Here is a 21,661-nt window from a genome sequence, read left to right as displayed (position 1 = left end):
CTCCCGCAGGCGCCCGTCCTGCCGCCGCGGCCCGTTCCCTCCGCCGGTGTCAGTCGCAGCCGCAGCCGGGGGCCGCCGCGGCCGGCAGGGGCGCCGGGGCGCCGATACCGGGCAGGCCCAGCATCACTCCGGCCGGCTTGGCGGCCTCGGTGGTGGTGCGCTTCTCCCACGCGTCCCCGGCCCTGGTCCGCCGTACGCCCAGCGGGGCGCCCTCGGCGAGCAGGTGGTGCGGGGCTGCGTAGCTGATCTCGACGGTGACCACATCGCCGGGACGCACGTTCTCGTCCGGCTTGGTGAAGTGGACCAGGCGGTTGTCGGGGGCGCGGCCGGAGAGGCGGTGGGTGGCGCCGTCCTTGCGGCCCTCGCCCTCCGCGACCATGATCTCCAGCGTCCGGCCGACCTGCTTCTTGTTCTCCTCCCAGGAGATCTCCTCCTGGAGGGCGGACAGGCGCATGTACCGCTCCTGGACGACCTCCTTGGGGATCTGCCCCGCCATCTCGGCCGCCGGGGTTCCGGGGCGCTTGGAGTACTGGAAGGTGAAGGCGTTGGCGAAGCGCGCCTCGCGGACCGTGTGCATCGTCTGCTCGAAGTCCTCCTCGGTCTCGCCGGGGAAGCCCACGATGATGTCGGTGGAGATGGCGGCGTCCGGCATCGCGGCGCGCACCTTCTCGATGATGCCGAGGAAGCGCTCCTGCCGGTACGAACGCCGCATCGCCTTGAGGACGGTGTCCGAGCCCGACTGCAGCGGCATGTGCAGCTGAGGCATCACGTTGGGCGTCTCGGCCATGGCCGCGATCACGTCGTCCGTGAAGTCGCGGGGGTGCGGCGAGGTGAAGCGGACCCGCTCCAGGCCCTCGATCCTCCCGCAGGCGCGCAGCAGCTTGGAGAAGGCCTCGCGGTCGCCGATGTCGGCACCGTACGCGTTCACGTTCTGGCCGAGCAGGGTGATCTCCGAGACGCCCTCGGCGACCAGGGCCTCGATCTCGGCGAGGATGTCGCCGGTGCGGCGGTCCTTCTCCTTGCCGCGGAGCGCCGGGACGATGCAGAAGGTGCAGGTGTTGTTGCAGCCGACGGAGATGGAGACCCACGCCGCGTAGGCGGACTCGCGACGGGTGGGGAGCGTGGAGGGGAAGGCCTCCAGGGATTCGGCGATCTCGATCTGCGCCTCTTCCTGGACGCGGGCGCGCTCCAGCAGCACGGGCAGCTTGCCGATGTTGTGCGTACCGAAGACGACATCCACCCAGGGGGCCCGCTGGACGATGGTGTCGCGGTCCTTCTGCGCCAGGCAGCCGCCGACGGCGATCTGCATGCCGGGGCGCTTGGTCTTCATCGGGGCGAGCCGGCCGAGGTTGCCGTAGAGCTTGTTGTCGGCGTTCTCCCGGACCGCGCAGGTGTTGAAGACGACGACGTCGGCGTCGCCGTCGCAGCCCTCCGCGGCACGTACGTAACCCGCGTCCTCCAGCAGCCCGGACAGCCGCTCCGAGTCGTGGACGTTCATCTGGCACCCGTAGGTGCGCACCTCGTACGTTTTCAAACCGTCCACTACTCCACCAGCCACGTCGTTGCCGCTCACCCGTCCAGGGTAAGGGCTCCGGCCGGGCCGCAATGATGAGTACCTCAGCGGCCGGGGGCACGGCCTCCCAGGCGATGTTACGGAGGCCGCGGCCCGGGACCGCCGGGGGGCCTGCCCTGGTCATCGCCGGGACGGGCTGGCAGGATCGCCGCCATGCTCCAGGCACTGTCCCGTATCGGCCGACGGCGCGCCCTGCAGGCGTGCGCCGCCCTCGTCGTCGTGCTCGGGCTGCTGCTGTGGTGGCTGCTCCCGCTCGGGAAGCCCGCGCCGAGCGGCACGCTGACCTTCAGCACCGGCGTACGCAGCGGGGTCTACCAGCGCTACGGCGAGCGGCTCAAGGGGGACCTGGCCAAGGACCTGCCCCATGTGTCGATAAGGCTGCAGACCAGCGAGGGCTCGCAGCAGAACATCGCACGGGTGGCGACCGGGAAGGCCGACTTCACCATCGCCACCGCCGATGCCCTCGCCACCTATCTGCACGGCGGCGGGCCCGGCGCCGACCGGCTGCGGGGCTGTGTGCGGCTGTACGACGACTACATACAGCTGGTCGTGCCCCGCGGCTCGAAGGTGCGGAAGGTCTCGGACCTGGCCGGCCAGCGCGTCGGCGTGGGGCAGCCGGGTTCCGGCGTACGGCTGGTCGCCGACCGGCTGATGACAGCCGCCGGTCTCGATCCTGCGAACGATGTGACGCCGGTTCCCAACGGTATCGACACCACGCCGCAGCAGTTGGAGAACGGCCTGCTCGACGCCTTCTTCTGGTCCGGCGGACTGCCCACTTCCGCCGTGCAGGAGTTGTCGGACCGGTTCGCGATCCGGCTGGTCCCGCTGGAGGCCGCGCTGATCAAGGAGCTGCAGGCCGTGGGCGGGTCCGCCCGCTACTACCGGTCGGCCATGATGCCCGCCGACGCGTACCACGGGACACAGCAGGGACAGGCGGTGCCGACGGTCGCGATCGCCAACGTGCTGGTGACCACCGACCGTACGGATCCGGCGATGACCGAGGCGTTCACCCGGACCGTGATCGACAGCCGGGACCGGATCGGGCGCGAGGTGCACGCGGCCCAGCTGGTGGATCTGCGCACGGCGATCTACACCGATCCGCTGCCGCTGCACGAGGGGGCCAAGCGCTACTACCGCTCGGTCAAGCCCTGATCCGCACGCCCAAGCCCTGATCCGCACGCCCAAGCCCTGATCCGCACGCCCAAGCCCTGATCCCCACGCCCAAGCCCTGATCCCCACGCCGCCGGCCGCTTCCCCGCCCGCTCAGCCCTGTGGGCCCCGGCGCGGCACCGACACCGTCACCCGCAGCCCGTGCGGCTCGTGGGCGGCATAGCCGATGGAGCCACCGCCCGCCGCCAGGAGGGCCTGGGAGATGGAGAGCCCGAGGCCGGAACCCTGCACGTTCTGATGCTGGGCGCTGCGCCAGAAACGGTCGCCGACGCGCTCCATTTCCTGTGCGGTCAGGCCCGGGCCCCGGTCGGCGACGACGACCGTGACGTCATCACGACCGGCGGCGACCGTGACGAGGACCTCTTCGTCGGCCGGGGTGAACTTCAGGGCGTTGTCGATGATGGCGTCGAGGGAGCTCGACAGTGCGATGGGGTCCGCCCAGGCCGTCACGGCGGACGAGCCGTCCGCCCTGAGCCGTACTCCTTTCTCCTCGGCGACCAGCCGCCAGGACGCGACGCGTTCCGCGGTGAGCGCGCCTATGTCCGTGAGCTGCAGGTCTGCCGCGGCGTGTTCGGCCAGCGCCAGGTCGAGCAGGTCGTCCAGAACCTGCGCGAGGCGTTTGCCCTCCGTGCGTACGGAGGCGATCTCCTCGTTGCCCTCGGGGAGTTCGAGCGCGAGGAGCTCGATCCGCAGCAGCAGCGCGGCAAGGGGGTTGCGCAGCTGATGCGAGGCGTCGGCGACGAAGGCGCGCTGCTGCTCCAGCACATCCTCGACGTTGTCGGCCATCTCGTTGAACGAACGGGCCAGGCGCCTGAGTTCCGGCGGTCCCCCGGAGGCCACGACCCGGGATCTCATCCGGCCGCTGGCGATGTCGTGGGTGGCCGCGTCGAGGGTCCGTACGGGCAGCAGTACCCAGCCGGTGAGCCGGATCGCCGCGCCGACCGCCACCAGCATCGCGACCGCTTCGCCGGCCGCGATGAGCAACCAGCCGCGCAGCGTACGCGCACGCATTTCGTCGGTGGGCGAGTCGATGACCACGACGGCGACGACATCGCCGTCCCGTACGACGGGTGAGGCGACGACGACCCTGCCCCGCTGCCAGGGCCAGACCTGCGGCGGATCGTGGCTGCGCCGCCCCAGGAGCGCCTCCTTGAAGGCCTCTCGCCCCTCTCCCTCGATCGGGAGCTGCCAGGTGGCCGGGGCCTTCGCCATGGCGCTGTTGTCGCGGTAGAAGACACCGGCGCGGATGCCGTACACCGATGCGTACGTGTCGAGTTCGCCGCGCAGGATGCGGCGCCGCTCCTCGTGACCGGGGGTCCGCTCGGCGATGAACTGGGCGAGCGCGGCGAAGCGCGCCGTGTCGTCGATGCGGTCGATGACGACGCTCTGCTGCCGGGCGGCGGCGACGCTGACGGCCAGCGGGAAGCCGAGGGCGAGCAGCACGCTCGCCATGAGAATGATGAGCAGGGGAAGCAGCCGGGTGCGCACCTGGGACGTACGCCTCTACGAGGACGGGGCGACGAGGCGGTAGCCGACCCCGCGCACCGTCTCGATCAGTGCGGGCAGCCGCAGTTTGGAACGCAGGGACGCGACGTGCACTTCGAGCGTGCGCCCCGTCCCCTCCCAGTTCGTGCGCCACACCTCGCTGATGATCTGCTCCCGGCGGAAGACCACACCGGGGCGCTGGGCGAGCAGCGCGAGCAGGTCGAACTCCTTGCGGGTGAGTTGGACTTCCGATCCGTCGACGCTGACCCGGCGGGTGGGCAGCTCGATGTGGACGTGTCCGAGGCGCAGCGCGGCGGCGGGCGTGGGTGCGGTGTCCTCGCCGGCCGATTTGCGGCGGCTGACGGCATGGATCCGGGCGAGGAGCTCGCCGGTGTCGTACGGCTTGACCACGTAGTCGTCGGCCCCGAGGTTGAGACCGTGGATCCGCGACCGGACATCGGCGCGCGCGGTCACCATGATCACCGGGATCGAGGCGCGCTTGCGGATCTTCCCACACACCTCGTAGCCGTCCTGGTCGGGCAGCCCGAGGTCGAGGAGCACGACGCCGAAGGGCTCCGTGTCCGCGGGCAGCAGGGCCTGCAGCGCCTCCTCGCCGCTGCGGGCGTGCACCACCTGGAAGCCGTGCCGGGCAAGGATCGCGGACAGGGCGGCCGCGACGTGGTTGTCGTCCTCGACGAGCAGCAGTCTCATGACCCCCCTTTCCGAAGGTGCGATGTCGGTGCGGTTTCTCGTACGCCGTTCGTCACTTCCCCGTTCCGAGGTGTTTCACGTCATGACGTACCAGGGCATCCACTCCGATGACGGGTACATCAGTCAAGGGCCCGCCCTTGCATCGAGCCATCTGTTATCCACCCGGTACGCCCCGGGTATCTCACCTGCCGCCCCCTTCACACGGAGTGTCCGGTTGCCGCCGGATCGTTATGCTCAATTTCCGCTCAGATGTAATGACGCTGGTCGCACTGCGTGACTATGGTCCTTCCCAACCGAGGAGGACGGAGCAAGAAGCCGATGAGCGCAGTTTCAGTAACCAAGGGCGCCGAGGACGCCGCACCTGCGGCGAACGACCTTGTCGTACTGAGCAACGTCAACAAGCACTTCGGCGCGCTGCATGTGCTCCAGGACATCGACCTGACCATCGCCCGTGGCGAGGTCGTGGTCGTCATCGGGCCCTCCGGGTCCGGGAAGTCCACGCTGTGCCGCACGATCAACCGCTTGGAGACGATCGACTCGGGCGCCATATCGATCGACGGCAAGCCGCTGCCCCAGGAGGGCAGGGAGCTGGCCAGGCTGCGTGCTGATGTCGGCATGGTCTTCCAGTCGTTCAATCTTTTCGCGCACAAGACGGTGCTCGAAAACGTGATGCTGGGCCAGCTCAAGGTCCGCAGGACGGACAAGAAGGCCGCCGAGGACAAGGCCCGTTCGCTGCTGGACCGGGTGGGCGTGGCGACGCAGGCCGACAAGTACCCCGCCCAGCTCTCCGGCGGTCAGCAGCAACGCGTGGCCATCGCCCGCGCGTTGGCCATGGACCCCAAGGTGATGCTCTTCGACGAGCCGACCTCCGCGCTCGACCCGGAGATGATCAACGAGGTGCTGGAGGTCATGCAGCAGCTCGCCCGGGACGGCATGACGATGGTCGTCGTCACCCACGAGATGGGCTTTGCTCGCTCGGCGGCGAACCGCGTCGTCTTCATGGCGGACGGAAAGATCGTCGAAGAGGCCACGCCCGACCAGTTCTTCAGCAACCCGCGCAGTGACCGGGCCAAGGACTTCCTGTCGAAGATCCTTCACCACTGACTGATCCTTCACCGCCGGTCCTCGGACCGGTCGATCACTCACATCGCGTCAATTCTAGGGAATTTCACCATGCAGCTTCGTAAGGTCACCGCCGCCTCGGCCGCCGTGCTCGCCCTCGCCCTGACCGCCACCGCCTGTGGTTCCGACAAGAAGGACGGCGGCTCGGACAGTGCGGGCGGCGGCAAGAAGATCACGATCGGCATCAAGATCGACCAGCCGGGCATCGGCCTGAAGACCCCCGACGGCAAGTACACCGGCTTCGACGTCGATGTCGCCACGTACGTCGCCAAGGAACTCGGCTACGACGCCAAGGACATCGTCTTCAAGGAGACCAAGAGCGCCGACCGCGAGACGGCGATCGAGCGCGGCGACGTGAAGTTCATCGCCGCCTCCTACTCGATCAACGACGAGCGACAGCAGAAGGTCGACTTCGCGGGCCCGTACCTGCTGGCGCACCAGGACATCCTCGTCCGCGCCGACGACGACTCGATCAAGTCGCCGGAGGACCTGAACAAGAAGAAGCTGTGTTCGGTCACCGGCTCGACCTCGGCTCAGAACGTCCACGACAAGCTGGCACCGAAGGCGCAGCTCCAGGAGTACGGCGGCTACTCGGAGTGTCTGACCGGCCTGGAGAACAAGGTCATCGACGCGCTGACCACCGACGACTCCATCCTCGCCGGCTACGCGTCGCAGCAGCAGTTCCAGGGCAAGTTCAAGCTGGCCGGCCTCAAGATGACCAACGAGAACTACGGCATCGGCCTGAAGAAGGGCGACGCCGATCTCAAGAAGAAGATCAACGACGCGCTCACCAAGATGGTCTCGGACGGTTCCTGGGACAAGGCCGTGAAGGACAACTTCGGCCCGGCGAACTACAAGAACGACCCCGCCCCGAAGATCGGCAACATCGTCAAGTGAAGCAGGGCCGACCCGGCGCGCCGTCCATGAACGGCGGCGCGCCCTGCCCTCCTACACGCGGAAGCGCGGGAGATCGTGTTCGACTTTCTTGAAGGTTACGACCTGTTGGGGGCCTTCTGGGTGACGGTGCGGCTCACCGTCTACTCGGCCCTCGGCTCCCTCATATGGGGAACGCTGTTGGCCGGCATGAAGGTCAGCCCGGTCCCCCTGATGCGTGGCTTCGCCACCGCTTATGTGAACGTGGTCCGGAACATTCCGCTGACCGTGATCATCGTGTTCTCGTCGTTGGGCCTCTTCCAGACGCTGGACGTCAAGCTCGGCGCCAGCGATTTCACCGACATCAACTTCCGCCTGGCGGTGCTCGCCCTGATCGCCTACACCGCCGCCTTCGTGTGCGAGGCCGTGCGCTCCGGCATCAACACCGTCCCCGTGGGCCAGGCAGAGGCGGCGCGTGCCCTCGGGCTGAGCTTCACTCAGGTGCTGCGGCTGATCGTCCTCCCACAGGCGTTCCGCGCGGTGGTCAACCCGCTGTCCAACGTGCTGATCGCGTTGACGAAGAACACCACGGTCGCCTCGGCGATCGGGGTCGCCGAGGCCGCGTACCTGATGAAGGGCATGATCGAGGCCCAGGCCCAGCTGATCCTGATCGCGTTGGTCTTCGCGTTCGGCTTCATCGTTCTGACCCTCCCGACCGGCCTGATCCTCGGCTGGGTGAGCAAGAAGGTGGCGGTGAAGCGATGACTTCCGTCCTCTACGACGCCCAGGGACCGCGCGCCAAGCAGCGCAACATCCTGTACACGGTGCTGTTCGTCCTGTGCGCCGCGGCCGTGGTGTGGTGGGTGTACGCCGGCCTCGCCGAGAAGCACCAGCTCGACTGGATCAAGTGGGAGCCCTTCTTCACCAGCCCCCAGCCCTGGCAGACGTACATCTGGCCGGGCCTCCAGAACACGCTCAAGGCGGCGTTCTTCGCCCTGATCATCGCGCTGCCGCTCGGGGCGCTGTTCGGCATCGGCAGGCTGTCGGACCACCGGTGGATGCGGGTTCCGTCCGGCGTCGTCGTGGAGTTCTTCCGCGCCATCCCCGTGCTGATCCTGATGATCGTCGCGAACGCGGTGTACTCGGAGTACACCGACATCAGCACCGATGTCCGCCCCCTGTACGCCGTGGTGACCGGTCTGGTGCTGTACAACGCCTCCGTGCTCGCCGAGATCGTGCGGGCCGGAATCGAGTCCCTGCCGAAGGGCCAGGCGGAGGCGGCCAAGGCGCTCGGCATGCGCAAGAGCCAGATCATGGTGTCCGTGCTGCTGCCGCAGGCGGTGACGGCCATGCTGCCGGCGATCGTCAGCCAGCTCGTCGTCATCATGAAGGACACCGCACTCGGTGGCGCCATGATGACCTTCCCCGAGCTGCTGGCCTCGATCCGCCCGATGAGTGCGAACTACGGCGCGAACACCATTGCATGCTTCACCATCGTGGCCGTGATCTTCGTCGCGCTGAACTTCACGCTCACCTCGTTCGCGAGCTGGCTGGAGCGGTATCTCCGGCGCACCAAGAAGAGCAAGGGCACCGCGCCCGGGGGCGCACCGGAGACCGTCGGTGAGCCGGCGCTCGTCGTTGACGACGGACGCGCCGTCTGACGGCTCGTCGCATCGTGTGCCCGAGGGGCGGTGGCACATCCGCCACCGCCCCTCGCCGCGTTCCGGGGGCGCTTGACGCAAGCACCGGCAGTAGGTTGCATACGTTCTGTGATCGCGCACCGAGCCCCCGCCGCCACACCTCCTCCGCCCCCTGAGCCCGTTTCGCTCCCTTCGCCTGCATTGCCTGCACGCATTCGAGGAGCCTCGTCGTGGATCCGGTGATCGTCGTCGGCGCCGGGCCCGTCGGCCTGACGCTGTCGCTCGCCCTCGCGGCGCAGGGCGTCCCCTCCGTCCTTCTCGACGAGGATCCGGCCAGGGACGAGACGCGTCCGGCCCGTACGGTGGTGCTGCGCGAGGACACCGCCGCCCTGGTGGAACGGCTCGGCTGCAAGGCGCTGCGGAACGAGGGCATCCGGTGGTCCGGCTGGCGGTCCATGCGGCGCAAGCAGTTGGTGCGTGAGCTGACGCTCGGCGGGGACTCCCCCGACGGCGATCCGTTGCCTGCCCCGATTCATCTGCCGCAGCACGCCCTGACGCGCGGGCTGCGGGACGCGGTGGCCGCTCAGGAACTGGTGCAGGTGGCCCCGTACAGCCGGATCGACACGCTGGAGCAGGATCCGGCCGGGGTCACGGTGCACACCAGGGAGCCGAACCCGACCTGGTGGCGCGGGAGTTACCTGGTGGGCTGCGACGGTGCCAGATCCACCGTGCGCAAGCTCCTCGACATCCGTTTCCCCGGGCGTACGGCGGTGGAGCGGCATGCCGTCGCGGCGCTGCGCACCGAGCTCCCCTGGCCGGGACAGGCCGTGCTGCACCGGCTGCCGCCGTGGCGGACCGGCGGCGCCGAGGTGACCGCACGGCCGCTGCCGGACGGCGCCTGGCGACTGGACTGGCTGCTGCCGCCGCGCGGCGAGCTCGTCACGCCGGACGCCCTGATCGCCCGGATCCGGGACACCCTGGCGGGCTGGTGCGGCGAGACACCGCCGTACGAACTGCTGGACACGGGTGTGTACACGCTGCACCACCGGCTCGCCCTGCGCTGGCGGGCCGACCGGGCCTTCCTGGCCGGGGACGCCGCCCATCTGCTGGGCGCGCTCGGCACCCAGGGGCTCGACGAGGGGCTGCGGGACGCCGAGAACCTGGCCTGGAAACTCGCCCACGCCTGGCACCACGGCGCCTCCGACGTACTGCTCGACAGCTACCAGGCCGAGCGCCGGGCCGCGGTCGCCGCACGGCTGCGCGCCGCGGACCAGTCGCTGCCGATACTGCGGGGCGGCGGAGGTCTGCGGGCCCTCGTCCCGGGGAGCGCACGGGGGCACGACTCACTGCTCACCGACGGACATCTGGGCTGTGGCCCCCTCGGTGCGCCCCCCTCGTACTCGCACTCGCCCCTTGCGCCCCCACGCGCCGAGGCGCACACCTCCGTGAGTACGCCCCCCGGTGCGCCGGTCACCGATGTGCGGGTGACGGCTCCGGACGGCACGACCGTGCGGCTGCGCGAACGGCTGGGTCAGGGGCATCTGCTGGTGGTCCTGGTGGCGCCCGGTACGGGCGTGTGGGACCGGCGTCACTGGATGAGCGCCGGGGTCATGCCGCGGCTGGTCGCGGCTGTCGACACACTGCCGGTGAAGGGCGAGCTGCTGGTGACCGAGAGCTATCCGGGGGCGTCGGCCCACACCGTGCTGCTGATCAGGCCGGACGGTCACCTTGTGGCGTCGTTCGGCGGGGTACGGCCGCGGGAGCTCTTCGCGGCGGCGGACGCGGTGCGGGGCGGGGCGGCGCGCGCCTCCGTACGCTCCGACCGGACTGCGGGCATCAATTGACCGATGCGGACGTGCATGGTCTACTCCGGAACGTGATCGACACCGATGTGCGCCTGTGGCGGAGGGTCCACATGGACCTCGTCCGCTATGCGGGCTGCGTGTGTCGCCCGTCCCGCTGAATCGCCTTTTCCTGCCACGCCGTGCGCTCTGCCGCACGGTCGTGCGTCCGCGCGAACCCTCAGGACGGTCTCTGTGTCTGCCCCTTCGTCACCCTCTGTACGCATGTCCTCCTCCGCCGCCGATGGTGCTTCCGGTCCGACGGCCGCGGAGCTGCTCGTTTTCGTCCGCCGCGTCGCCGCCGACGCCGAAATCATCGCCTCGCTCCCGCTCGATCCCGAAGGCCGCACCTGGGTCCAGCTCGAAGGGCCGAGCGGCAGCGAGGCCTGGTTGATCGGCTGGCCGCCGGGTACCGGCACCGGCTGGCACGACCACGCCGACTCGATCGGCGCCTTCACCACCGCGGCCGGCGCCCTCAAGGAACTGTCGCTCGCCGCCCGGCTGCCCACCGACGGCTGGAAGACGCTCGAACTCACCGAAGGCATCGACCGTTCCCGGGAGTTGGCCACCGGCCAGGGCAGGGCGTTCGGCCGCCACCACGTCCACGAGGTGCTGAACGAATCGGGCACGGAACACGCCGTCTCCGTCCATGCGTACTACCCGCCGCTGCCGCAGATCCGGCGCTACAGCCGCATCGGTGCGGTGCTCCGTCTCGAACAAGTCGAACGGCCGGAGGACTGGCAGTGAGCGACGGCCCTCGGCGCGGTACGGCACCGGTCGGGATCGACGAACTGCTGGAACGGGTCCGGGCCGGGTTCGTCCGGGTCGGCCCGCGGGAAGCGCTCGCCGCCACCGCGGACGGGGCGCTTCTCGTGGACATCCGCTACGCGGAGCTGCGAGAACGGGACGGACTGATTCCGGGGGCGCTGGTCGTCGAACGCAACGAGCTGGAGTGGCGGCTCGACCCGCAGGGCAGCCACCGGGCTCCGGAGGCGGTCAGCCACGACCTCCAGGTCGTGGTGGTCTGCAACGAGGGCTACGCGTCGAGCCTCGCCGTCGCGTCCCTGCAGCGACTGGGGCTGCACCGGGCGACCGATGTGATCGGCGGGTTCCAGGCGTGGCGTGCGGCCGGGCTCCCGGTCGAGGCCTGACGGACGGGGCCGACGGCGGGACGGACGGGGCCGGCCTCGGACGGACGGAGGACGGACTTGGCCGGCGGCGGAGCATCCGGCTGAGAACGGCCCCTTCCGGCGCCGGGAATGGCCCCTCCGGCTATGGGCGTACCCGGACTGCACGCGTCGTACGGAAGCATCCGCTCGGGTTGCGAGTGGGCGCACCGTCGCAGAGCAGGCCTGCCGCTTCATGAACTCGGTGCCAGCGGGCTCCGGGGTGCGATGGCCAGCCCCCGCCTGCCCGCTCGCCGGTGCCCCGCATCCGCCCCGAAACACCCGAACGCCACGCTCCGGTGGAGCAATCTCCGCACCCGACGGACATTCGGCTCAACGCCAAGGACCGACGTGACGGAGACTTCGCACCCATGCCGACGCCCGCCTTGACCCCCGACCAGCTCGATGCCCAGGCAGTTCGCCTCCACGACACCGAGGCCTGGCAGCAGATCGTCACCGGCTGGGACCTCACCGCCGCCGAACCCGTCCCCCCGTCCTCCTCCCCCGGCGCCGCGGATCGGCAGGCGGGCCGTCAGCCGGCCGACTGGCGCGATCTGCTGTCCGTACCGGTCGATCAGCTCATCGCCGAGTCCGTGCGCGCCCTGCCGGCCACCGCGCCGCGCGAGCGGCCCCTTCCCGGGCGGCTCGGCGCGATCCTCCCCGACCGGCTCCACTCCTGGCGGCGCATCGGTCAGCCCGAAGTGCAGCCCTCCACCCATCTCGCCTACGCACGGCAGATCCTGACCGAGTGGGGCTGGCAGAACACCCCGTATCGGCTCCGCAACGCCCGCGGCGCCCGGTGCGTCTGCGGCGCTCTGCTCACCGCCCACCGGCTGGGCTACGGCTCCCTCGACACCGTGGACCGGGCGGGCGCCTGGCTCGTCGCAGAACTCCGGTCCCGGGGCTGGACCGGTCTGATCGGACCGTGGAACCGCTGCCCCGGCCGCACCGCCGAGGATGCGCTCGCGCTGATCGACGCCACCATCGCCCGCGCCGCCCGCGCCGGGCAGTGAGGCGCCCCCGGAAACGCCCCGGGCGTGGCATTCGATGAGGGAGTGAGGGGGCTGTGGCCCGGCCCGTGACCGGGACGGACGCGGCGCCGCGCCTCAGTGGCGGGTGAGCAGCGCGTCGACCAGATCGCGCAGTGGGCCCGTGAGGTCCTGCGACGTGGCCGACGCGAGCGGCTCCAGACCCGGAGAGGCGCGCAGCACCGTGATGCCGAAGGCCACGGACAGAACGAGTTGGGCCCGCAGGAGGAGCCCGTCACCGTCGGAGTCCTCGGACCGCCAGCCGGCCGCCGAGGCGAGCCGCTCGCTGAACGTGCGCAGCAGGCCGGTGCGCATCTGCTCGGTGCGCTCGTCGCCGGAGGAACGCAGCAGCAGCAGGAGGGCGCCCCTGGGGCCGTCGGTGGCGAGCACACCCGCGGTGTGACTGACGATGATCTCCGGAATCTGTTCCAGGTCGGCCACCGTGCCCGCCGCGTGGACGAGTTCGTCGATGACCGCCCTCAGACAGGCTTCGAAGAGGCCTTCCTTGGACTGGAAGTAACGGTTGATGAGCGCGACGTTGACACCGGCGTCATCGGCGATGTCGCGCACGGTCGTGGCCGCGTATCCGTCATACGCGAAGCGCCGGCGGGCCGAGTCGAGCAAGAGCCCACGGGTCCTGGCGCCGGCACCTCGCCGGGAGGGCGGCGGGCTGTTGTCCGTCGGCGCCAGGGGCGCGGGAGCTGCCTGGGAACTGCTGGCTTTCATGGCTGTCCTCTCTCTGCTCGAACGGTACCGCCCGGGCCGCGGTGTAAACAGATGTTGACCTCACTCTCCCGACTGCCCTAGCGTCTGGGTAAGCACATGTTTACCTTTGGCTCCGGGCGAGCGAATGATGCCCGGCAGCCCCTCACTTACGGAGTCCCGAATGGACGCCCCCAGCCCACGGCCCGCACCGGTGGCGTGGTCGCCACGCTGGCCCTCGCCGGCATCACTGCCGCGATCATGCAGACACTGGTCACGCCGCTCATCGCGGAGCTGCCCCAGATCCTGCACACCTCGCCGTCGAACGCGGCATGGGTGATCACCGTCACCCTGCTGGCGGGGGCGATCTGCGTACCGATCTCCGGCCGCCTCGGCGACCTGATCGGCAAGCGCCGCATGCTCCTGGCGTGCTCGGTGCCGCTCGTGGCCGGCTCGCTGGTCTGCGCCCTCGCCTCCTCCGTCGTCCCCATGATCATCGGGCGTGGACTGCAGGGCATGGGCATGGGCATGGGCATGGTGCCGCTGGGCATCGCCCTGCTGCGCGATGTCGTCCCGGCGGAGAAGCTCAGCTCCTCCATCGCGCTGGTGAGCGCCTCCATGGGCATCGGCGGCGGGCTCGGCCTGCCGATCGCCGCGGCAGTCGCCCAGTACGCCAACTGGCGGGTGCTGTTCTGGGGCTCCACCGTCCTGGCCGTGGTGATCGCCCTCGCGATCTGGTTCGTCATCCCCGACGTCCCGGCCGGCGCCAAGGGTCAGCGCTTCGACGCCCTCGGCGCGGTCGGGCTCGGCGCCGGACTGGTCTGCCTGCTGCTCGCCGTGTCGAAGGGCGCCAACTGGGGCTGGTCCTCGGCGACGACCCTCGGACTCTTCGCCGCCGCCGTCGTGACCCTGCTGGCCTGGGGCGCCTGGGAGCTGCGCATGCGGGATCCGCTGATCGACCTGCGCACCACGGCCCGCCCCCGGGTGCTGCTCACCAACGTCGCCTCGATCTTCGTCGGCTTCGGCATGTACGCGAGCATGCTGGTCGTGCCGCAGTTGCTCCAGTTCCCGGAGGCCACCGGCTACGGCCTGGGCCAGTCGATGCTCGCCGCCGGCCTGTGGATGGCACCCGGCGGCATCATGATGATGATCGTCTCGCCGCTCGGCGGAAAGCTCACGGACGCCCGCGGCCCGAAGCTCACCCTGATCAGCGGTGTCCTGGTGCTGGCCGCCGGGTACGGCCTGTCGCTCGCCCTCATGGGCTCCGCGTGGGGCCTCATGCTGGCCCTCATGGTCATCAACAGCGGCGTGGGCCTCGCCTACGGATCGATGCCCGCGCTGATCATGAGCTCGGTACCGCTCTCCGAGACCGCCGCCGCCAACGGGTTCAACACCCTCATGCGTTCACTGGGCACCTCGGTCGGCGCCGCCGTGATGGGCGTGGTCCTCTCCCAGATGACGGTCACCATGGGCGGACACAGCTTCACCTCCGAGAGCGGCTTCCGCACGGGCCTGATGATCGGCTGCGGCATCGCGCTGGTCGCCGCGGTCATCGCGAGCGTCATCCCGGCCGCCCGCGCCGCCTCGGGCGCCGACGGCAGGAGCAAGACCGCCGCCGCACCCGAGCAGGCCGCGGCCGAAGTCTGATCCGGCGGGCCGACGCCGCCCCGGGGGACGACGCCCGCCGGGGCGGCGTCTGCCGCCCCGCATCACCCGCCGCACCGGGAAAGGTTTCCGTTCGTCGCCGTGCGTGGGCTGCCCGACAGAAACATCCTTTGACATACCTATATTTTCAGATCTACCATTCGGGCCATGCCCGATTCCCGCGCGTCCGCCCAGGACCTCGACCGTGTGGCCGCCGCGCTCACGGCGTGCCTGCCCGCGCTGAACCGGGCTCTCGACCGGCGGGTCGCCCAGGACTTCGCGCGGCCCAAGCCGCCCGAGGGGCAACTCGCGCTGCTGCGCTTCGTATCGCAGCAGGAAGGCGCCACCGTGCGCCAGGCCGCCGACGCCCTGCTGATGCGGCCGAACAACGTCAGCGCCCTCGTCTCCCAGCTCACCGAGCAGGGACTGCTGGAGCGCCGGCAGGACGCCGGGGACAAGCGGATCGCCCATCTGTATCCGACCTCAAGGGCACGGCGGGAGCTGGCCGAGGTCCGGCGCCTGGAGGGCGCCCACATGTCCCAGGCTCTCCAGTCCCTCACCGATGGTGAGTTGGACGCACTGGGTTCGGCACTCGGCGCGCTGACGTCTCTCACGCGCCATCTGCGCCCCGTGCCCGCCGCCGAGTAACCCCGCGATCCCCCTGTCGGGGGACGCGACCGAGCGCGCGCACGGCTGTCTCCGTGCCCGGAGGGATCTCCCGTGCCCGGAGACAGATCCGCTCCGTCCGGCCCGGCGGGCCGGATGGAGCGCGTTCCGGTTCCTTCCCTGTTTCCCGGAGCACTCCGGATCCTTCCCTGTTTCCCGTAGCGCTCCGGATCCCACCGCACTCCCGACAGACAAGGCACCTCCATGCCGTCCACCACCGTGGATCACTCGTCCCTGCCCGCCGCCTCCCCACCGGAGTTGTCGCAGCCCCGCAGCAGGCGCTCCAACCCCTGGCTGACCCTCCTCGCGGTCGCCTTCGGCCTCTTCATGGTCCAACTCGACGCGTCCGTCGTGGCGATCGCCAACCCGGAGATCGGCCGCGCGCTCAAGGCGTCCACCCCGGACCTGCAGTGGGTGACCAACGCCTATCTGCTCGCCCTGGCGGCCTCGCTGATTCTGGGCGGCAAGCTCGGCGACCGCTTCGGGCGGCGTACGTACTACGTGGCCGGTGTCGTCGGGTTCACCCTGGCATCGGTCGCCATCGGTCTGTCCGGCTCCGTCGAGGGCGTCATCACCTTCCGGGCGGCACAGGGCTTCTTCGGAGGTCTGCTGATGCCCAACACGCTGGGCCTGCTGCGTGCGGTGTTCCCGCCGCGCAAGTTCGGCATGGCGGTGGGCATCTGGGCCATGGTCTCGGCGGTCTCGACGGCGCTCGGGCCGATCGTCGGGGGCCTGCTGATCGAGCACGTCAACTGGGAGTCCGTGTTCTACATCAACGCCCCCATCGGCGTGATCACGGTGCTGGTCAGCGCCGCTGTGCTGCCGCAGAGCAAGAACTCGACCGGCCGACACCGCTTCGACATCGCCGGTGTCATCCTCCTGGCACTGGGACTGCTCTGCGTGATCTTCGGCGTCGTCAAGGGCGAGACGTGGGGCTGGTCCTCGGCGGGCACCCTGGGGTCGGTCGTGGCGGGTGTGCTGATCCTGGTCGCCTTCGGCTGGTACGAGACCCGTGTCGCGCACCCGTTGCTGCCGATGCGGCTGTTCCGCAGCCGCGCGCTGACCACCGGTACGGTCGTCGCCGCGCTCAACTTCTTCGTGATGCTCGGCCTGATCTTCTTCGTGATGCTCTACCTGCAGAACGTACGAGGCTTCACCCCCGTCGAGGCCGGTGTGCGCACACTGCCGCTCAGCCTCGCCTCCCTGGTGGCCTCTCCCTTCGGGGCTGCGCTGACCGCCCGTTTCGGACCGCGGCTCTCCATGCCGCTGGGCATGCTGCTCCAGGCCGCCGCCGCCTTCACCATGCTGACCTGGGACACCGGCTCCTCCTACGCCACGATGTGGCCGCCGTTCGTCGCGCTCGGCCTCGGTGTCGGCATGGTGATGTCCGCCTCCTCCGCCGCCATCGTCGGCCAGGCCCCTGTCGAGGACGGCGGCGTGGCGGGCGGCATCCAGGCCACCGCCCTGCAGATCGGCGGCGCGCTGGGGACGTCCGTACTCGTCTCGCTGATCAGCAGCCGGGTCGGCTCGACGCTGACCGGGGAACTGACCGGGGCGGGCGTCCCGGCGGGTGTGGCTGCCGGGATGGCGGAGGCCAAGGACGCGGTGGCGATGGGCGTCGCTCCGGTCTCGCCCGACATGCCTGACCGGCTCCGGGCAGCTGTCGTGGAAGGCAGCGGCCAGGCGTTCATGAACGGTGTGCACACGGCCGTCACCGTCACCGGTGTGCTCTGCCTGCTGGGCGCCGTCATCGCTGCCGTCGGCCTCCGGCGTGCCTCGCTGGCTCCGCAGCACTGAACGCCGACGTACGGTGCCCGGCCCGCGCGGGCACCGTACTTTCCTCGGGCGGCCACTGTCCGGCCGGCCGGCGCCGACGGGTCGTCGAGCACCCCCGGCAGCGCGGTGAGGATGCCGTCGATCGACTCGGCCGCCAGTGCGTCGATCGCGGCCGTCGCGTCCGGGCCCAGAGTCCGTCGACCGCATGGGCCAGGGCGTTCAGCGAACTCGTCAGGGTGAGTCCCCCGTGGCATCGTCGACGCGTCAACTCCGGGTCGTACACCACGGTCCGGGGCGCGATCGACGCATCGCAGCGCGTCGTCTTCCCCCCGTCCTCCGTCTCGCCCAGGACCGGTGTCACCTCGGATCCGGCGTATGCGGTCCGCCCTGCGCAAACGCCTCTCGCACGAACGCCACCCCATGCGTCCGCCACCCCGCGCGAGCGTCCGTCGGAACCGCCGGTCAGAAGGGGACGTCCAGGCCTTCCGTGTCCTCGCCCTCCTCTTCCAGCGCCCGCCGCACCACGCGCAGGGCCATTCCCTCCCCGTACCCCTTGCGGGCGAGCATGCCCGCGAGGCGGCGCAGCCGCTTGTCGCGGTCCAGGCCGCGCGTGGACCGCAGCTTGCGCGCGACCAGCTCGCGGGCGGTCGCCTCCTCCTGATCGGAGTCGAGCTGCCCGACAGCCTCGTCGATCACTGCGGAGTCCACCCCCTTGGTGCGCAGCTCACGGACGAGAGCGCGGCGGGCCAGCCCTCGGCCGTGATGCCGGGACTCCACCCAGGCGTCCGCGAAAGCGGCGTCGTCGATCAGCCCGACGTCCTCGAAGCGCGACAGCACTTCTTCGGCCGCCTCATCCGGGATCTCCCGCTTGCGCAGGGCGTCCGCGAGCTGCTTTCGGGTGCGCGGTGTCCCGGTGAGCAGCCGCAGGCAGATGTTGCGCGCCTGCTCGACCGGGTCTCGCGGCTCCCCCTTCTCGGCCCTCGACGAGAAAGGGGAGCCGCTGCTCCTGGAGCGGGAACGGGCACGACCACCCGCCCCCTCGCCGAATCCGGCGTCCGAGCCGCCGTGACCGGGCCCACCGGCCTCCGGCTCGTACGCGCCCTCGGACCCGGCCGTGTGTCCGGCGACGAATTCGGGACCGGGACCGGCGCCATGTTCGTCGGCGCTGACCGGCCACTCCGTACGACGCGTCACGGTCTAGCTCTTGGCCGCCGCGGCCTTGGCCGGCTTGCTCTTGCCGGCCGGAGCGGGCACCGACTTCGCGCTGTCGGCCGCAGCCATGGCGCCACCCGCCGCATCCGCACCGGCCTCGGTGGCATCGGCATCCGGCCTGACTCCGACGCCCAGCTTCTCAAGGATCTTCTTCTCGATCTCATTGGCGAGATCGGGGTTGTCCTTGAGGAAGTTGCGAGCGTTCTCCTTGCCCTGGCCGAGCTGGTCGCCCTCGTACGTGTACCAGGCGCCCGCCTTGCGGACGAAGCCGTGCTCCACGCCCATGTCGATCAGACCGCCCTCGCGGCTGATGCCCTGGCCATAGAGGATGTCGAACTCGGCCTGCTTGAAGGGCGGCGCGACCTTGTTCTTCACGACCTTGACGCGGGTGCGGTTTCCGACGGCGTCGGTGCCGTCCTTCAGCGTCTCGATCCGGCGGATGTCGAGGCGCACCGAGGCGTAGAACTTGAGCGCCCGGCCACCGGTCGTGGTCTCCGGCGAGCCGAACATCACACCGATCTTCTCGCGGAGCTGGTTGATGAAGATCGCGGTGGTCTTGGACTGGTTGAGCGCGCTGGTGATCTTGCGGAGTGCCTGGCTCATCAGGCGGGCCTGCAGACCCACGTGCGAGTCGCCCATCTCGCCCTCGATCTCCGCGCGCGGCACGAGCGCCGCGACGGAGTCGATGACGATCAGGTCGAGGGCGCCGGAGCGGACCAGCATGTCCACGATTTCGAGCGCCTGCTCACCGTTGTCCGGCTGGGACAGGATGAGGCTGTCGATGTCGACGCCGAGCTTCTTCGCGTACTCGGGATCGAGGGCGTGCTCCGCGTCGATGAAGGCCACCGAACCGCCGAGCTTCTGCGCGTTCGCCACGGCGTGCAGCGTCAGAGTCGTCTTACCGGAGGACTCCGGTCCGTAGACCTCCACCACACGGCCGCGCGGCAGGCCGCCGACGCCGAGGGCCACGTCGAGGGCAGTCGACCCGGTGGGGATCACCTCAATGGGCTCGTTCGGCCGCTCACCGAGGCGCATCACCGCGCCCTTGCCGAATTGCCGTTCAATCTGTGCGAGTGCGGCGTCCAACGCCTTCTCGCGGTCGGTTCCTGCCATGGGTTCCACCCGATTTGCTTGAGTCGATCGCTTCACGTCAAAGACGCTAACCCCTGCCACTGACAATGGGCCTCGACGTCCTCCCGGCCTGTGGACAACTCCACGGTCGGGCCCGGGAAAACCCGGCCAGGATCCCATGAGAATAGATGTTCGATTTTGCTGTCAAGCGCACCGTGCCGGGCCGGTCGACCCTGAAGGATTCCGAACCGGCACGCCCCTGCGACCGGCATGCCCCTGCGACCTGAGAGGGGATGAGAGGGCCACTGCGGCGGCGGCGCGGAGGGGAACAGGTCCGTCCACAGATCCAGGACCCGGGCGGCCCGCCGGCGTGATGGGCTGTCGCCGAGGCGACCCCACCGGTGAGGTGGTCAGGCGCGTTCCGGAGTCTCCGGCTCAGGAGTCCTGCCCTGTCCGCCGCGGGCCCCACTGCTCTCGTCGGTCCGCCAGGACCGGCGCAGCCGAGCGAACGCCGACTCGCCACGCTGCTGGTGGCGGCCGTGCACCCGCGGGTCGTCCGTCACGTCGTACCGCTTCACGTAGGCGACGAGGAACGCCTGGAGCGTGGCGACGGCCGGGATCGCGATCAGCGCTCCCACGGCGCCCATGAACGCCGTACCCGCAATCACCGATCCGAAGGCGACCGCCGGATGGATGTCGACGGTCTTGGAGGTGAGCTTGGGCTGCAGCGCATAGTTCTCGAACTGCTGGTAGATCACGACGAAGCCGAGCACCCATAGCGCGTACCAGGGGTCGACGGTGAACGCGATCAGCATCGGCAGTGCGCCCGCAAGGTACGTACCTATCGTGGGGATGAACTGGGAGACCAGGCCGACCCAGATGGCGAGCGCGGGCGCGTACGGCACGCCGAGGATCACCAGCAGGATGTAGTGCGCGATCCCGGAGATGAGTGCCATCAGGGTGCGCGAGTAGAGGTAGCCACCCGTCTTGTCGACCGCGATCTCCCAGGCCCGCAGCACCTCGGCCTGTCTGGCGGGCGGCAGTACGGAACACAGGGCCCGCCGCAGCCGGGGGCCGTCGGCGGCGAAGTAGAACGAGAACAGGAAGATCGTCAGGAGACGGAACAGCCCGCCGAGCACAGTGGTGGAGATGGCGAGCACTCCCGTCGCACTGTTCTGGACGTACTTCTGCAGCCAGTCGGAGTGCAGCAGACTGTCCTGTACCTCGACCCGGGAGAGCTCGGTGTGGAAGTTCTGGTTGACCCAGTTGATCACCGAGTCCAGATACTTCGGGAACTCCTCGACCATGTCGACGATCTGGCCCGCGAGCATCGAGCCGAGCAGCACGACGAAACCGGCTGCGGCTATCAACACCACGAGGAAGACCAGGAAGGTGGCGAGGCCGCGGCGCATGCCGCGCGCCGACATCCGGCTCACCGCGGGCTCGATGGCGAGCGCCAGGAAGAACGCGATCAGCACGTTGATCAGCAGCGCGATGAGCTGGTCGAACGCCCAGCTGCCGAGCCTGAAACAGGCGTAGAGCGCCAGTGCGAGCACCATCGCGCGCGGCAGCCAGGCCGGCATTCGGGCAGGCCCGGTGCCGGACGGCGCGGCCGACGGGGCGGCCGGGGTGGGCTGGGTGAGCGGCGTCCGGGTCTGGTCTGTCTCGTCTGTCGGTGACACCGCTCCAGTCTCGCCTACGGCTGTGACAAGCAGCCGCCCGCCCCGGACAACAGCACAGGTCCGGCCGCTGACGAGCCGGGGGTCAGCGCTTGTCTGCGGGGATGTCGACTGCCGTGCAGACTGCTCGCCAGACGTCCTTGGCGTCCCAGCCGGTGGCCAGCGCCTGGTGCACCGTCTGCCCGCCGAGCTCGGCCATCACATGATCGCGCGCGAAGGAATCGGAGTACCCCGCGCCGAAGTGGTCCGCCATCCGTTCCCAGAAAATCGTCAACCGCATGACCTCAGTATCCCGCTCCTGA

The 21,661-nt window shown here is 69.9% G+C and carries 22 protein-coding genes; 13 read left to right on the top strand and 9 right to left on the bottom strand.

Annotation, left to right across the window (positions count from 1 at the left end; all coding sequences use genetic code 11):
• Nucleotides 1–49 precede the first annotated feature (49 nt).
• Entirely contained in the window at nucleotides 50–1,543 is a 1,494-nt protein-coding gene (miaB, locus tag OH735_RS28135) for a tRNA (N6-isopentenyl adenosine(37)-C2)-methylthiotransferase MiaB (RefSeq protein WP_406386774.1), read from the bottom strand.
• 183 nt (nucleotides 1,544–1,726) lie between these two features.
• On the opposite strand from miaB, the gene OH735_RS28130 reads away from it, so the two are divergent.
• Nucleotides 1,727–2,725, top strand: a complete 999-nt coding sequence (locus tag OH735_RS28130) for a TAXI family TRAP transporter solute-binding subunit (protein WP_406384418.1) — start codon at nucleotides 1,727–1,729, stop codon at nucleotides 2,723–2,725.
• A 111-nt stretch (nucleotides 2,726–2,836) separates the two neighbouring features.
• Here OH735_RS28130 and OH735_RS28125 read toward each other — a convergent pair whose 3' ends face one another.
• Nucleotides 2,837–4,231, bottom strand: a complete 1,395-nt coding sequence (locus tag OH735_RS28125; RefSeq protein ID WP_406384417.1) for a sensor histidine kinase — start codon at nucleotides 4,229–4,231, stop codon at nucleotides 2,837–2,839.
• A gap of 15 nt (nucleotides 4,232–4,246) precedes the next feature.
• Nucleotides 4,247–4,939: a response regulator transcription factor gene (locus tag OH735_RS28120; protein WP_406384415.1), complete on the bottom strand. Its 693-nt coding sequence runs from the start codon at nucleotides 4,937–4,939 to the stop codon at nucleotides 4,247–4,249.
• Nucleotides 4,940–5,257: 318 nt separating this feature from the next.
• Between OH735_RS28120 and OH735_RS28115 the strand changes: the two genes are divergently transcribed.
• The 9 genes from OH735_RS28115 (at nucleotide 5,258) to OH735_RS28075 (ending at nucleotide 12,594) form a co-directional block, all read left to right on the top strand.
• Entirely contained in the window at nucleotides 5,258–6,043 is a 786-nt protein-coding gene (locus tag OH735_RS28115) for an amino acid ABC transporter ATP-binding protein (RefSeq protein ID WP_406384414.1), read from the top strand.
• Nucleotides 6,044–6,112: 69 nt separating this feature from the next.
• On the top strand, nucleotides 6,113–6,958 hold the full coding sequence (locus OH735_RS28110; protein WP_406384412.1) for a glutamate ABC transporter substrate-binding protein: 846 nt from the start codon (nucleotides 6,113–6,115) through the stop codon (nucleotides 6,956–6,958).
• A gap of 75 nt (nucleotides 6,959–7,033) precedes the next feature.
• Nucleotides 7,034–7,699 (top strand): amino acid ABC transporter permease, encoded by a 666-nt coding sequence (locus tag OH735_RS28105; RefSeq protein WP_406384410.1) that lies wholly within the window; start codon nucleotides 7,034–7,036, stop codon nucleotides 7,697–7,699.
• Nucleotides 7,696–8,595, top strand: a complete 900-nt coding sequence (locus OH735_RS28100; RefSeq protein WP_406384409.1) for an amino acid ABC transporter permease — start codon at nucleotides 7,696–7,698, stop codon at nucleotides 8,593–8,595. The genes OH735_RS28105 and OH735_RS28100 overlap by 4 nt, the downstream gene beginning before the upstream one ends.
• Nucleotides 8,596–8,804: 209 nt before the next feature.
• Complete coding sequence (locus OH735_RS28095) at nucleotides 8,805–10,418, top strand: FAD-dependent monooxygenase (protein WP_406384408.1); 1,614 nt, start codon at nucleotides 8,805–8,807, stop codon at nucleotides 10,416–10,418.
• An 11-nt stretch (nucleotides 10,419–10,429) separates the two neighbouring features.
• Nucleotides 10,430–10,537, top strand: coding sequence for a putative leader peptide (locus tag OH735_RS28090; protein WP_406384407.1), 108 nt, complete (start codon nucleotides 10,430–10,432; stop codon nucleotides 10,535–10,537).
• A 103-nt stretch (nucleotides 10,538–10,640) separates the two neighbouring features.
• Nucleotides 10,641–11,162 (top strand): cysteine dioxygenase, encoded by a 522-nt coding sequence (locus OH735_RS28085; RefSeq protein WP_406384406.1) that lies wholly within the window; start codon nucleotides 10,641–10,643, stop codon nucleotides 11,160–11,162.
• A complete protein-coding gene (locus tag OH735_RS28080) occupies nucleotides 11,159–11,566 on the top strand; it encodes a rhodanese-like domain-containing protein (RefSeq protein WP_406384405.1) in 408 nt (135 codons plus the stop codon). The genes OH735_RS28085 and OH735_RS28080 overlap by 4 nt, the downstream gene beginning before the upstream one ends.
• 386 nt (nucleotides 11,567–11,952) lie before the next feature.
• Complete coding sequence (locus OH735_RS28075) at nucleotides 11,953–12,594, top strand: hypothetical protein (protein ID WP_406384404.1); 642 nt, start codon at nucleotides 11,953–11,955, stop codon at nucleotides 12,592–12,594.
• A gap of 93 nt (nucleotides 12,595–12,687) precedes the next feature.
• Here the strand turns inward: OH735_RS28075 and OH735_RS28070 are convergent, their stop codons facing one another.
• On the bottom strand, nucleotides 12,688–13,335 hold the full coding sequence (locus OH735_RS28070; protein ID WP_406384403.1) for a TetR/AcrR family transcriptional regulator: 648 nt from the start codon (nucleotides 13,333–13,335) through the stop codon (nucleotides 12,688–12,690).
• Nucleotides 13,336–13,530: 195 nt separating this feature from the next.
• Between OH735_RS28070 and OH735_RS28065 the strand changes: the two genes are divergently transcribed.
• The 3 genes from OH735_RS28065 to OH735_RS28055 all read left to right on the top strand — a co-directional run bounded on the left by OH735_RS28065 (nucleotide 13,531) and on the right by OH735_RS28055 (nucleotide 17,418).
• The gene (locus OH735_RS28065; protein ID WP_406384402.1) at nucleotides 13,531–14,958 is read left to right on the top strand and encodes an MFS transporter; all 1,428 of its coding nucleotides are present in this window, start codon (nucleotides 13,531–13,533) and stop codon (nucleotides 14,956–14,958) included.
• 165 nt (nucleotides 14,959–15,123) lie between these two features.
• On the top strand, nucleotides 15,124–15,603 hold the full coding sequence (locus OH735_RS28060) for a MarR family winged helix-turn-helix transcriptional regulator (protein WP_406384401.1): 480 nt from the start codon (nucleotides 15,124–15,126) through the stop codon (nucleotides 15,601–15,603).
• A 222-nt stretch (nucleotides 15,604–15,825) separates the two neighbouring features.
• Entirely contained in the window at nucleotides 15,826–17,418 is a 1,593-nt protein-coding gene (locus OH735_RS28055; RefSeq protein ID WP_406384400.1) for an MFS transporter, read from the top strand.
• Here OH735_RS28055 and OH735_RS28050 read toward each other — a convergent pair.
• The 5 genes from OH735_RS28050 to OH735_RS28030 all read right to left on the bottom strand — a co-directional run bounded on the left by OH735_RS28050 (nucleotide 17,369) and on the right by OH735_RS28030 (nucleotide 21,639).
• Entirely contained in the window at nucleotides 17,369–17,758 is a 390-nt protein-coding gene (locus OH735_RS28050) for a hypothetical protein (RefSeq protein WP_406384399.1), read from the bottom strand. The genes OH735_RS28055 and OH735_RS28050 overlap by 50 nt on opposite strands.
• Before the next feature lie 101 nt (nucleotides 17,759–17,859).
• Nucleotides 17,860–18,591: a recombination regulator RecX gene (recX, locus tag OH735_RS28045; protein WP_406384398.1), complete on the bottom strand. Its 732-nt coding sequence runs from the start codon at nucleotides 18,589–18,591 to the stop codon at nucleotides 17,860–17,862.
• Between the two features lie 3 nt (nucleotides 18,592–18,594).
• Nucleotides 18,595–19,722 carry a recombinase RecA gene (gene recA / locus OH735_RS28040; protein ID WP_406384397.1) on the bottom strand — a complete coding sequence of 376 codons (1,128 nt, stop codon included), beginning with the start codon at nucleotides 19,720–19,722 and terminating at the stop codon, nucleotides 18,595–18,597.
• 368 nt (nucleotides 19,723–20,090) lie between these two features.
• Nucleotides 20,091–21,263, bottom strand: a complete 1,173-nt coding sequence (locus OH735_RS28035) for an AI-2E family transporter (protein ID WP_406386772.1) — start codon at nucleotides 21,261–21,263, stop codon at nucleotides 20,091–20,093.
• Nucleotides 21,264–21,444: 181 nt separating this feature from the next.
• Nucleotides 21,445–21,639, bottom strand: coding sequence for a DUF3046 domain-containing protein (locus OH735_RS28030; RefSeq protein ID WP_406384396.1), 195 nt, complete (start codon nucleotides 21,637–21,639; stop codon nucleotides 21,445–21,447).
• Between the last annotated feature and the right edge of the window lie 22 nt (nucleotides 21,640–21,661).

Origin of the sequence: Streptomyces sp. NBC_01618, assembly GCF_045209435.1 — a bacterium.
GTDB lineage: Bacteria > Actinomycetota > Actinomycetes > Streptomycetales > Streptomycetaceae > Streptomyces.
Note: the sequence above shows the minus strand (reverse complement) of the source record. Positions and strands in the feature narration are given on the sequence as shown.